The sequence below is a fragment of the Lysobacter sp. HDW10 genome, assembly GCF_011300685.1.
Taxonomy (GTDB): Bacteria; Pseudomonadota; Gammaproteobacteria; order Xanthomonadales; family Xanthomonadaceae; genus Solilutibacter.
Genome location: NZ_CP049864.1, coordinates 1,699,913 through 1,712,218 on the forward strand (window position 1 = coordinate 1,699,913; position 12,306 = coordinate 1,712,218).

Annotated in this window: 12 protein-coding genes; 8 read left to right on the forward strand and 4 right to left on the reverse strand. The window is 56.3% G+C overall.

What is annotated here, in order from left to right; genetic code table 11:
• Nucleotide 1: 1 nt before the first annotated feature.
• Nucleotides 2–385, forward strand: coding sequence for an aspartate 1-decarboxylase (panD, locus tag G7069_RS08235; RefSeq protein ID WP_166296257.1), 384 nt, complete (start codon nucleotides 2–4; stop codon nucleotides 383–385).
• On the forward strand, nucleotides 385–1,887 hold the full coding sequence (gene pgi, locus G7069_RS08240; RefSeq protein ID WP_166297662.1) for a glucose-6-phosphate isomerase: 1,503 nt from the start codon (nucleotides 385–387) through the stop codon (nucleotides 1,885–1,887). Before panD ends, pgi begins: the two co-directional genes overlap by 1 nt.
• 3 nt (nucleotides 1,888–1,890) lie before the next feature.
• Here the strand turns inward: pgi and queG are convergent, their stop codons facing one another.
• The gene (gene queG, locus G7069_RS08245) at nucleotides 1,891–2,964 is read right to left on the reverse strand and encodes a tRNA epoxyqueuosine(34) reductase QueG (RefSeq protein ID WP_166296260.1); all 1,074 of its coding nucleotides are present in this window, start codon (nucleotides 2,962–2,964) and stop codon (nucleotides 1,891–1,893) included.
• 66 nt (nucleotides 2,965–3,030) lie between these two features.
• Here queG and tsaE point away from each other — a divergent pair, with 66 nt between their 5' ends.
• From tsaE to G7069_RS08265, 4 genes are all read left to right on the forward strand, one after another.
• Complete coding sequence (gene tsaE, locus G7069_RS08250) at nucleotides 3,031–3,498, forward strand: tRNA (adenosine(37)-N6)-threonylcarbamoyltransferase complex ATPase subunit type 1 TsaE (RefSeq protein ID WP_166296278.1); 468 nt, start codon at nucleotides 3,031–3,033, stop codon at nucleotides 3,496–3,498.
• A gap of 98 nt (nucleotides 3,499–3,596) precedes the next feature.
• Complete coding sequence (locus G7069_RS08255; RefSeq protein WP_240912533.1) at nucleotides 3,597–4,916, forward strand: N-acetylmuramoyl-L-alanine amidase; 1,320 nt, start codon at nucleotides 3,597–3,599, stop codon at nucleotides 4,914–4,916.
• The gene (gene mutL / locus G7069_RS08260) at nucleotides 4,897–6,735 is read left to right on the forward strand and encodes a DNA mismatch repair endonuclease MutL (RefSeq protein WP_166296285.1); all 1,839 of its coding nucleotides are present in this window, start codon (nucleotides 4,897–4,899) and stop codon (nucleotides 6,733–6,735) included. The genes G7069_RS08255 and mutL overlap by 20 nt, the downstream gene beginning before the upstream one ends.
• 1 nt (nucleotide 6,736) lies before the next feature.
• Nucleotides 6,737–7,678, forward strand: coding sequence for a TraB/GumN family protein (locus G7069_RS08265; protein ID WP_166296288.1), 942 nt, complete (start codon nucleotides 6,737–6,739; stop codon nucleotides 7,676–7,678).
• On the opposite strand, the gene rnfB is transcribed toward G7069_RS08265, so the two are convergent.
• The 3 genes from rnfB to G7069_RS08280 form a co-directional block, all read right to left on the reverse strand.
• A complete protein-coding gene (gene rnfB / locus G7069_RS08270; protein ID WP_166296291.1) occupies nucleotides 7,679–8,101 on the reverse strand; it encodes an Rnf electron transport complex subunit RnfB in 423 nt (140 codons plus the stop codon). It abuts the gene before it with no gap.
• Nucleotides 8,102–8,104: 3 nt separating this feature from the next.
• The gene (metG, locus tag G7069_RS08275) at nucleotides 8,105–10,162 is read right to left on the reverse strand and encodes a methionine--tRNA ligase (protein WP_166296309.1); all 2,058 of its coding nucleotides are present in this window, start codon (nucleotides 10,160–10,162) and stop codon (nucleotides 8,105–8,107) included.
• 93 nt (nucleotides 10,163–10,255) lie between these two features.
• On the reverse strand, nucleotides 10,256–10,690 hold the full coding sequence (locus G7069_RS08280; protein WP_166296312.1) for a DUF2147 domain-containing protein: 435 nt from the start codon (nucleotides 10,688–10,690) through the stop codon (nucleotides 10,256–10,258).
• Nucleotides 10,691–10,828: 138 nt separating this feature from the next.
• On the opposite strand from G7069_RS08280, the gene apbC reads away from it, so the two are divergent.
• Nucleotides 10,829–11,698, forward strand: coding sequence for an iron-sulfur cluster carrier protein ApbC (apbC, locus tag G7069_RS08285; RefSeq protein ID WP_240912534.1), 870 nt, complete (start codon nucleotides 10,829–10,831; stop codon nucleotides 11,696–11,698).
• Between the two features lie 27 nt (nucleotides 11,699–11,725).
• Nucleotides 11,726–12,295 (forward strand): dCTP deaminase, encoded by a 570-nt coding sequence (dcd, locus tag G7069_RS08290; protein WP_166296315.1) that lies wholly within the window; start codon nucleotides 11,726–11,728, stop codon nucleotides 12,293–12,295.
• Nucleotides 12,296–12,306: the final 11 nt, after the last annotated feature.

The window sequence follows — 12,306 nt, forward strand, 5'->3', positions numbered from 1 at the left end:
CATGCAACTCACTGTTTTGAAAGCAAAAATTCATCGAGCGACTGTGACGCACGCGGCGCTTCATTACGAAGGTTCGTGTGCCATTGATGGTCGCTTGTTGGAAATCTCAGGCATCCTCGAAAACGAACGTGTAGAGATCTACAACGTCAATAGCGGTCATCGCTTCGCAACCTATGCCATTCGCGCCGAAGAAGGCAGCGGCATCATTTCGGTCAATGGCGCCGCCGCACACCGCGCTCAACCGGGTGATTTGGTAATTATTTGCGCCTATGGCCAATGCAGTGACGCGGAAGCGCGCGCCTATAAGCCCACCTTGGTGTATGTGGACCGAGACAACGCGCTGACCCACACCAACAACGGCATTCCTCAACAAGCTGCCGCTTGATGCACCTCACGCAATTGCTCGAGCCACACGCAGATCGCCTCAAGGCGCTGTCGCTCTCGCAATTAAATGCAATGGATCCGGATCGCGCGCATGATTTTGCGCTGCGATCACATGCGCTTTATTTGAATTTTGCGCGCCAGCGTTGGGATCGCACCGCATTGCAAGCGCTGTTTGACTATGCGGACTCGGCGGGGGTTGAAGCACATATTCGCGCCTTGTTTGAGGGTGAATCTGTCAATCGCACCGAGCAACGTCCGGCATTGCATACGTCGTTACGCACAGATGTTTCGACATCTGCCGTCGCGCGTGCTGCGCGACAAACAGCGCTCGACACATTGGCAGAGATGACCAAGGTGGTCGAAGCGCTGAATCAGCCGGATATCCATGACGTCGTCAGCTTTGGCATTGGCGGTTCCGACTTGGGACCGCGTTTCGTAGTGGATGCATTCGGCCAAGCGCATGGGCCGTGCGTGCATTTTGTTTCAAATGCCGATGCGCATGCCATTGATCGATGCCTTGAGGGCCTTGATCCCAAGCACACGGCGATCATCGTTATTTCCAAATCGTTTACCACCCAAGAGACTTTGTTGAACGCAAACATTGCGAAGGCATGGTTGGGTGCAAACGCTGTAGACCGGATCTACGCAGTCACCAGCAAGACGGACGCAGCGCGTGCGTTTGGCGTCGACGCCAGTCGCATCCTGCCGATGTGGGATTGGGTTGGAGGTCGCTACTCATTGTGGTCGGCGGTGGGTCTACCGATTGCCGTCGCGTTGGGCATGCCTGCTTTCGAGCAACTGTTGGCGGGTGCCGCAAAAACAGATGCGGTCGTCTATTCGAATCCGTTGCGCAGCAATCCGGCTGTTTGGCACGCGTTGTCGATCGTTTGGAATACGAATGCACTTGGCTTGAGCGGGCATGTCGTCGTGCCTTACGACGAGCGTTTACGACTTCTGCCGATGTATCTGCAACAACTGGTCATGGAAAGCCTGGGCAAGTCGACGCAGTCTGATGGCCAGACGGCGCTCGATGCGACTTCGCCGGTGTGGTGGGGCTCGGCAGGTACGGATGCGCAACATAGCTACTTTCAGTGTTTGCACCAAGGCAACCCCACTTCAAATATTGAATTGATTGGCGTCCTGAAACCGGACCATGCGCATGCCGCACAACATCAAGTCGTATTGGCCAATCTTTTGGCGCAAAGCGAGGCGTTGGCGAATGGCCATGCGTCTGCAGATCCGCATCGCGTGCATGAAGGCAATCGCCCCAACACACTGATCTTGCTGGATCGCCTGACGCCCGACACCTTAGGCCAGTTACTGTCGCTCTACGAACACAGCGTTTACATTCAAGCGGTGATGTGGGGCATCAATGCCTTTGATCAATTCGGCGTTGAACTGGGCAAGCGGCTCGCCGGATCCCTGATCGAGCATTGGGGGCATGAAGGCGAGTCGAGTGACGCGGTGACACGAACACTGCTTGAAGAAATACGTCGCAAATAAGCGTTAGGCGTTTCGACGCGCGTGCTGTCCGAGTGCCCAATGCACGTGTTCTCGTACGATGTCATCTGGGTCTTCTTTGGCGGCTGTTAGCGCGCTGAGCACTGTTTCGCTGCTGTTTGCATTGCCCAAAGCCACTGCGATATTTCTTCGCCAGCGACTGAAGCCTGTACGTCTTATCGCTGAGCCCTCGGTTCGCGCCAGAAATTCGGCCTCGGTCCAACGGAATAAGTCTTCTAGCGTGGCAGTGTCGAGATTGTTGCGCACGCGGAAATCCGGCTCATCGGTCCGTTGCGCAAACTTGTTCCAAGGGCACACCAATTGGCAGTCATCACAGCCGAAGATTCGGTTGCCAATCGCTTCGCGGAATTCCTCCGGAATCGCGCCCTCGTGCTCGATGGTGAGGTAGCTTATGCATTTACGTGCATCCAATATCCAAGGCGCAATGATGGCTTGCGTCGGGCACACGTCGATGCATCGCACGCAAGTGCCGCAATGCGCCGTTGCCGGCGGGTCAATGGGCAAGGGCACGTCGACAAAAAGCTCACCCAAGAAGAACCACGAGCCGCCTTCGTGATCGATCAAGCAGGTGTGCTTACCGATCCAACCAAGTCCGGCGTTACGCGCCAGTGCGCGCTCCAACACGGGCGCCGAATCGACAAACACGCGATAGCCCATCGGTCCAACTGCGTCGGTCAACCACTCCGCGAGTTTCTGCAGACGATTGCGCATCAGCTTGTGATAGTCGCGGCCCAGCGCGTATCGCGCCACATAGGCCCTTTCGGTGTCGCGCAAGTTGGCCCATGCCGCATCGGGATCGCGGCCGTAATCCAAACCTACCGAGATCACGCGCAGCGTGCCGGGTACGAGCGCATCGGGTGCGGTGCGTTTCTCGTGATTTCTCGCCATCCACGCCATCGTGCCGTGGCGTCCGGCCGCGATCCAATGGGTGAGGTGGGCAGCGTCAGCCTCGACCGCCACGTCTGCAACGCCGAAATGCGTGAAGCCCAACGCCAGCGCTTGGTTTTGCAGCGCGCGCTTCAAATCAGGCGCTGACAGGGTGTCGGAGGCATCTTGCATAAGAGTGTGAACGACGCTGCTGCGTTTAGAATCCATATTTGGCGGGATCGGCTTGCATCATGCTACATGGATAAATTTCTACCCAACCCTGAAGCGACGGATGCGTTTGCCGAAAGTTTGGCGCGTACGCAGCAATCGCCCGCGTTGATTTGGCTCAAAGGCGACTTAGGCGCTGGCAAATCGGCCTTTTCGCGTGCCTACCTCCGTACTTTGGGCGTGACCGGCGCGATCAAGAGTCCCACTTATACGCTCGTGGAACTCTATGCGTTGCCTGACGGACGCCAAGCAGCCCACCTTGATCTTTATCGACTCGCAGGCCCGGATGACGTGGAATTCCTGGGCCTGCCAGACCGCGCGTCCCTGCATATTGCATTGATTGAATGGCCTGAACAGGGCGCGATCGCGCTCGGTGCGCCTGATCTGCAAATCGAACTCTCGATGCAAGGCGAAGGTCGAGATGCGCGGCTGACCGCTATGAATCCAGCGGCGCAGGCGTGGCTTTTACGTGCTGAATCGGCGCTAGCGGCACTGTGATCAACGCTGATGTGTAGCTGACTGCCACACACTGACATCCGTCAATTCCTTGTAAACCGAGCCCTGTGATGATTGAATCCCCAAGAGTCTCCAGGGAAGTGCATGTGCTTTTAAAATGGATCACGGGTGTCGGATGTGCTTTGCTGTGCGCGTCATCTCTCCACGCTGGCGAGGTTTCGCAAGTCCGACTCTCACAAACGGCCATTGGCACGCAGGCGGAAATTACGCTCTCTGAGAATGCCGACTATGCCTTCATTCAGTTGAAGGATCCTTCGCGTTTGGTGGTGGATTTCAAAGGCACGACGATTTCACCGCGCGTCCGCGTTTCAGAAGGCACGGGCGTCATTACGACGGTGCGTACGGGTGCCCCGTCTGCCGATGTCGCTCGGATTGTGTTTGATCTCAGTGAGAGCGTGACGCCCCTTAACGCGCGGGTCGAGACGCGAGCTGGGAAACGCGTCCTTATTTTTGACTTGCCGGGCGACGACGCCACGGGCACCACGACGACTGAAGTATCAGCGACACCACCGCCGGAAGCGATGCCAACAGTTAAACCCGCTGTCCCGGTCGTAGGCATTGCCACGGGTCAGCCTGCACCCAAGCCGAGTGATTCCCCGCCACCGAACACGACGCCCACCCTACAGGCCCCTGTGCGCACTGTTGCGGACGTTGCGAAGCGTGCGGCCGGCCGCCCTTTGTTGATCGCGATCGATGCAGGGCATGGCGGGCAAGATTCAGGCGCACGCGGCGCGTCTGGCAGTGTTGAAAAACACATCACGCTTGCGGTGGCGAAAAAACTCGCCGCGCAAATCAACGCAACGCCGGGCATGCGCGCCTACTTAACGCGTGATGCCGATTTCTTTATTCCGCTGGCGCAGCGTTATCAAAAAGCGCGCGCGAAGAAAGCGGACATGTTTGTGTCTGTACACGCCGACGCATTTACTAGCCCCTCGGCGAGTGGTTCATCTGTCTTCGTGCTGTCACGGAAAGGTGCATCGTCACAGGCCGCACGATGGTTGGCAGACCAAGAAAACGCCGCAGATCTGGTCGGTGGCGTGCGCTTGAAAGACAAAGACAATTCTTTGGCATCCGTATTGTTGGATCTGTCTCAAAGCGCGACGCAGCGCGCGTCTGAAGAAATCGGCGGGCAAGTGCTGCGCGGCCTGAAAGATTTGGGAAAGACACATAAAGGTGAAATCGAGCGCGCGAATTTTGTTGTGCTGCGCTCGCCGGACGTGCCTTCGATCTTGGTCGAAACTGCTTTCATCAGCAATCCTGAAGAAGAACGTCGCCTGTTGAATCCGGAATATCAAGAACAGTTGGCACGCGCCGTCTTGAATGGCATTCACACCTACTTCAAAAGGCAGCCGCCACCGGGGACGCAATATGCGTCCATTTATGGCGACGGACGTCGCTGATCCGGTGCGCGACGTGCAAGTGATCCATGTCCTGCCTGAAACACTAGCGAATCAGATTGCCGCAGGCGAGGTTGTTGAGCGCCCGGCATCGGTCGTAAAGGAGCTTGTCGAGAATGCTTTGGATGCCGGCGCTACGCGCGTGGATATCGAACTGCAAGAGGGCGGCGTCAAACTCATCCTCATTCGTGACAACGGCATGGGCATGTCGGTGGTTGATCTGCCGCGATCGGTGCAACGGCATGCCACGAGCAAGATCACTTCCTTGGATGATCTGGAAGCCGTTAAAACCTTGGGTTTTCGTGGCGAAGCGCTACCGTCGATCGCTTCGGTGAGTCGATTCGTCGTCACCTCATCCCAATCGGAAGACGGGCGCGGATTTCAATTGCAGGTCGAAGGCGGACAGGTGGGTGAAGCGCAACCCGCACCGCATGCACGCGGTACGACGGTTGAAGTGCACGACCTCTTTTTCAATACGCCTGCTCGCCGCAAGTTCTTGCGTGCAGAGCGCACTGAGTTCAATCACATCGAAGAGTGGTTGCGCACCTTGGCGCTCTCGCGCCCTGAGGTCGAACTGCGTATTTCGCACAACGGCAAAGCCATCCGGCGCTACAAGCAAGAGCTGGATGCGAATGAAACCCGCAATGCGCGCATCATCGACACATTGGGCGAAGATTTCTTCGCGCAGCGTTTGTCGGTGGACGAAGAAATGGGCGGTATTCGCGTGTCCGGTTGGATGGCCAAGCCGGTGTACAACCGCGCCTCAACCGACCAGCAATACCTTTATGTGAACGGTCGCTGCGTGCGCGATAAGACGATTGCGCACGCCATTCGACAGGCCTATGCCGATGTCTTGTTCCATGGTCGGCATCCGGCCTATGTTTTGTTCATCGACATCGATCCCAAGCGCGTTGACGTCAACGTGCATCCGGCCAAGCACGAAGTGCGTTTCAGAGATTCGCGGGCGGTGCATGAGGTTGTCTACCGTGTTCTGAGCCAAGCACTCGCGCAGACACGTGCAGGCGAGGGCTACAGTGCATCAGGCGCACCGCCACTGAATGACCCTTCGACATCCTCTGCGACCTATTCGCCCGCCATGCACTACGCGCAGTCTTCGACCTTGGGTTTAGGCATGCGACTGGACGATATGCGCGCAGCTTACCAAGGACTCTATGGCGCGAACCCCGGCATGCCGACGGAAGCGCGGCAACCGATGGCGGAAGTGAGCGCGGGCGAAGTGCCACCGCTTGGATTTGCTTTAGCGCAACTGCATGGTGTTTTCATCTTGGCGCAAAACGCCCAAGGCATGGTGGTTGTCGATATGCATGCCGCACACGAGCGTATTCAGTACGAACGTTTGAAGCATGCGCACGACGCAGAAGGCATTGTGCGCCAGCCCTTGTTGGTACCACTGGCGGTGTCCGTCGGTGAACGTGAAGCCGATTTGGTTGAGAACGAGAACGAGTCTTTGTTGGATCTTGGATTCGAACTTGTGCGCGTGTCTCCGACGTCTATCCAGATCCGTGCGATTCCCAATCTATTGGCGCAAGGTGACGTTGAGAATTTGGTGCGCGATGTGTTGAGCGATCTCCGGCAGCACAGCACGACGCGCAAAGTTGAAGAAGCCCGCGATGAATTGTTGGCAACCATGGCGTGTCACGGTGCGGTGCGTGCCAATCGACGATTGACCATTGACGAAATGAACGCTTTGTTGCGTCAAATGGAAGCGACCGAACGCTCAGGACAATGTAATCACGGGCGACCGACGTGGACCCAGTTCGCGTTAGCTGACATGGACAAGTGGTTTCTCAGGGGGAAATGAAATGCGATTGAAGCTTCTGGCTGCCGGCACGGCATTGGCTGTCCTTTTGGCAGCACCGTCGTCGCGCGCGAATTCGGTGGCAAAGCCCTTTCTCTGGAAGGCCTGTGACGCAGACAGCTGTATCTACTTGCTAGGCACTTTTCATGCTTTGAAGGCGGAAGACACTCGAATTGCGCCAGAAGTTGAAGCGGCGCAATCGGCAAGTGATCGATTCTTCTTCGAGGTCAATCCAAAGGAAACCGAGAATGCCGCAGTCGCGGGCATGGCATTTTTGCGAGCAGCCATTCGCGAAGACGGGAGTCGTTTGAATGACGACCTGACACCGGCCCTTCAAAAGAAATTGAGTGACGTCATCGACCGGCATGGTAAAGACAGCGAAGTGCTCGCGCTCCTCAGTGGCGAAGGTCGCCAACAACTCGAGCTGTGGTACGTGGCCCTGCTGCTCACGTTGACGGGTGTCGAGCGTGGCGACCTGGATCCGGAATTCGGGCTAGACAAGCAAATGGAGGGCAGGCTTGCGAAAGAAAACAAGCAAGTCTTCGGCCTGGAATCCGTTCAAGACCAAGTGGATGTCTTTGATGCACTTAGCAAGAAAGAACAAGTGCAATTGCTTGAGGAAGCCTTGGACGCAATGGAGAAAGGACCGGCGGAGTTCGCAAAGATGCGTAAGTCGTGGCTAGAGGGTGATGAGCAAGCCTCTTGGATGTCACTTGGCGCGAGCACCAAAAAATCCTATCCCGATCTCTACAAGCGTATTCAGGTCGACCGCAATACCCGTTGGATGGACAAGATTGAAGGCGTGCTCTCAGAGATGAAGGAGGGCAATGCCATGGTCATTGTCGGCACTTTGCATCTGTTAGGCGAGGACAGTGTTGTCGCAATGCTCAAGAAGAAAGGCTATTCGATTGAGCGTATTTGCAAGGCGTGTAAGACGCAGCAGTAATTACGACACAATCTTGATGCAATCGACCGGGCATGCCGGTATACAAAGTTCGCACCCTGTACACAAGGGTGCGATGACAACATGCATGAGTTTCGCGCCACCGATGATGGCGTCAACGGGGCAAGCGGTAATGCACTTCGTACAGCCGATACATTCGGCTTCAACAATGGTGACCTTCAAATCCGGCGCATGATGTCCACGGCTACGGTCAAAGGGTTTAGTCGGTCGCCCCAATAAACGCGCGAGCGCCGCTGCACCTTCATCACCGCCAGGCGGGCAATGATCTATATCGGCTTCACCGCGCGCGAGCGCTTCCGCATAGGGCCTGCAAGACGGATAGCCGCATTGACCGCATTGGGTTTGCGGGAGCAATCGGTCGATTCGCTCTACCCACGCAACAGAGGTTGGAAGGTCTTCGGACACAATTCAGCGCACGGGCATGCCAGGCTCAGCGCCTTGGTCGACATCCAATAGGAACAAACTGCCACCGTCATGGCCGGCAGACAGGATCATGCCTTCGCTCAGGCCGAATCGCATCTTGCGCGGCGCGAGATTGGCGATAAAGACGATGTTGCGTCCAACAAGCGTCTCAGGCGTGCCATAAGAAGCGCGAATGCCAGAGAAGATTTGTCGCGTTCCGAGTGCGCCCGCATCTAGTTCAAAACGTAGCAACTTGTCTGATCCATCGACGAATTCACAGGCGGTGACTTTGCCAATACGCAAATCCAACTTGGCAAAGTCGTCGATACCGATCGTAGCTGCAGTGTCATCCGAGCTGGCAGCAGGTGAAGCCGATTTTTCAACGGGCTTTTTGGTTTCCGCCACAGGTGCGCTGAGCGTTTCTTTACTGGCTTCGATCATGCGTTCAATCGCCTTGCTATCGACACGGGTGAATAGGGCTTCGTATTTTTGGATGTCATGTGACAGCAAGGGTGCATCGCAATCATTCCAGTGCTGCATTGGCGCATTGAAAAATGCGCCCACGCGCGCGGCAGTCGTCGGCAACACCGGCGCCAATGCCAAAGCAATCATGCGGAACAGATTCAAGCCTTGCGTGCAAACGAGCTGCAAGCGGGCTTCTTCACCCGATTGCTTGGCGATCACCCACGGCTTTTGCTCATCGATGTAACGGTTGGCCTCGTCTGCCATTGACATGACCATGCGCAGCACTTCAGCGGCATTGTCTGCGCTATAGGCGGCTTGAATCGCGGGCAGTTTCGAAACGAAACCTGCGTACATGGCCGCGTCGTCCAATTGGTCGGCGAGACGACCATCGAATTGCTTGTTGATAAATCCAGCGCAGCGGCTGGCCAAGTTGACGAATTTGCCGACAATGTCGCTATTCACGCGGCTGGTGAAGTCGGTCAGATTCAAATCAAGGTCGTCAACGGCCCCGGACGTTTTGCTGGCGAAGTAGTAGCGCAGCGCCTCGGGGGCTAAGCCATGCTCAAGGAACGTTCTTGCCTTGATAAACGTGCCACGAGACTTCGACATCTTCGCGCCATCGACTGTGAGGTAGCCGTTGACGTGCAAACGTGTCGGGGTCTTCATACCGGCGCCTTCAAGCACCGACGGCCAGAACAAGCCGTGGAAATTGACAATGTCCTTGCCGATGAAGTGATGCATCTCACTGTCAAAATCAGGTGACAACCAAGCTTCAAAATCCAAGCCACGCTGATCACACAGTGTTTGGAAGCTGGAGAGATAGCCAATCGGGGCATCGAGCCAGACGTAGAAGAATTTGCCGGGCGCACCCGGAATCTCGAATCCAAAGTACGGCGCGTCGCGTGAAATATCCCAAGCGCGCAAGCCACCTTCCGTGCTGAGCCATTCTTGTAACTTCGCTTTGACGGGGCCTACAGCGACATTGCCTGCCAACCAATGACGCAAGAATGTTTCGAACTGCCCGAGCTCAAAGAAATAGTGCTCGCTGTCTTTCATGACCGGTGTCGCGCCTGACACGACGGATCGTGGGTCAATCAAATCCGTAGGTGAATACGTGGCACCACAGTTTTCGCAGTTGTCGCCGTATTGATCCACTGTGCCGCATTTGGGGCAGGTGCCTTTGACGTACCGATCGGGTAAGAACATGCCGCGTTCGGGATCGTACAGTTGGGAAATTGTGCGTGACGAAATATGTCCGCTTTCTTTCAAGGTCAAATAGATGCGTTCGACCATCGCGCGGTTGCGCGGCGAGTGGGTTGAATCGTAGTGATCAAACGCGACGCCGAAATCCTTGAAGTCCACTTCATGGCTGGCTTGCACTTCTGCAATAAATTGTTCCGGCGCAACGCCCGCTTTTTCGGCGGCCAACATGATCGGCGTGCCGTGCGTGTCATCCGCGCATACAAAATGCGTTTCCTTGCCCGCCATACGTTGGGCGCGCACCCAAATATCTGCCTGGATATAGCCCACCAAGTGACCGAGGTGGAGCGGGCCGTTGGCGTAGGGCAGGGCGCAAGTGACAAGCTGCTTCGAAGACATAAATGCGGGCGTTTGGGCGAAACCGCGATTATCGCATGGTCAAAAAAAGGGCCCGCACTGCGGGCCCTTGGGTATAGCGCGATGGGGTTGCGATCAGTTGTGCTTCACCCAAGTCGCGGTGCGACAGAAGATCGCCTTACAGCCCGTCACGGCGAGTTTCTTGCCACCTTCGACAACTTTGACCGACTTCGCACGGAAGCTGTCACCTGAGGAAGGTTTGAAGCCGTTGCCGTCGCCATAGGTGCCGTCTTTTTGAACTTTCAGATTCCAAAGAACAACAACGCCTTCAATCGGACGGCCTTTGTCTTTGCCCTTACAGGTCGTGCAGGTGGCCGGCGCCGCAATGTTTTCCACAACCTTTGCCGCCAGCGTGCCGTTTGCCGCTTTGTAAACTTCGACCACCGTCATCGGCTTGCCGGATTCGTCATCCAACGTCGTCCACTTGCCAATCGGCGAGGCGGTGTCAGCCATGGCAGCCAGCGGCGACAGCGCGAGCGTGAGAAGAGCGGTCTTAAGAATTGTGCGCATTTGAATGGGTCCCTGTAGTCGTATTGCGGCGCCAGTCGCCGTCTCCCTAGGTATATCGCACGTCCAGCCCGCGGTGCAAAGCCGCAACGCAACATTCAGCTGGCGTATGTTCGCCGATGCCGCGCGTTAAGCCTTAAAATGACAATCATGAACATAGAAACACCACGTCGACTCGAAGCCCATGCCGTTCAAGGTGCCCTGAAGCCCCACGCTGGCGTGCGAAACGTCGTTGTGGTGGGATCTGGCAAGGGCGGGGTCGGAAAGTCGACAACCTCAGTCAATCTGGCGGTCGCGCTGCAACACTTGGGCTATCGGGTCGGCATTCTGGATGCGGACGTTTACGGCCCGTCCATCCCAGCGATGCTCGGTGTCACCGGCAAGCCAACGACGCCCGACGGCAAATCATTTTCACCCATGCAAGCGTACGGCCTGCAAACCATGTCGATCGGCTCACTGCTCGATTCCGAAGATGCGCCTGCCATTTGGCGCGGTCCGATGGCGACTTCGGCACTGACCCAGTTGTTCAACGACACGCGCTGGGACGATCTGGACGTATTGGTGGTCGACTTGCCGCCTGGCACAGGTGATATTCAACTGACGTTGGCGCAAAAGATTCCGGTGGCCGGCGCAGTGATCGTGACCACACCGCAAGACATCGCTACTTTGGATGCGCGCAAAGCATTGCGCATGTTTGAGAAAGTCGGCGTGCCCGTGCTCGGTATTGTTGAAAACATGTCGACGCATGTATGCAGCAAGTGCGGTCATGAAGAACACGTGTTCGGCGAAGGCGGCGGACGCGCCATGGCGGAACGCTATGAGGTGTCGCTATTAGGAAGCCTGCCTTTGGATATGCGCATTCGTGCACAAGGCGATGCCGGTGCACCGATCGTGGTCGCTGCACCCGATAGCCCTTTGTCCGCAGCCTATGTGCATATTGCACAGCAAACGATTGAAGCCTTAGAAAAACGCCCACGTACCCAAGGCAGTATTGCCGCATCGCTCGTCTGAGCACCCCCATAAACACGAAGGACTTTGATGAGCATCAAGAGCGACAAATGGATCCGCCGCATGTCGGAACAGCACGACATGATTTCGCCGTTCGAACCGGGTCAGGTCAAAGTCAATGCTGACGGCGGTCGCATCGTCAGTTACGGCACGTCAAGCTATGGCTACGACGTGCGTTGCTCGCGCGAATTCAAAGTGTTCACCAATATCAACTCGACGATTGTTGACCCGAAGGAATTCGATAGCGGCAGTTTTGTCGATATCGAATCGGACGTGTGCATCATCCCGCCCAATTCTTTCGCTTTGGCGCGAACAGTCGAGTACTTCAAAATTCCGCGCGATACCTTGGTGGTTTGCTTAGGCAAGAGCACGTATGCGCGGTGCGGCATCATCGTGAACGTGACACCGCTTGAGCCTGAGTGGGAGGGGCATGTGACCTTGGAATTCAGCAACACAACGCCGCTACCGGCGCGCATCTATGCCAATGAAGGCGTGGCACAGATGCTGTTCTTCCAATCTGACGAAGTGTGTGAAACCTCGTACCGCGATCGTGGCGGCAAGTACCAAGGTCAGACAGGCGTCACACTGCCGAAAACTTGATGCCGCGATGA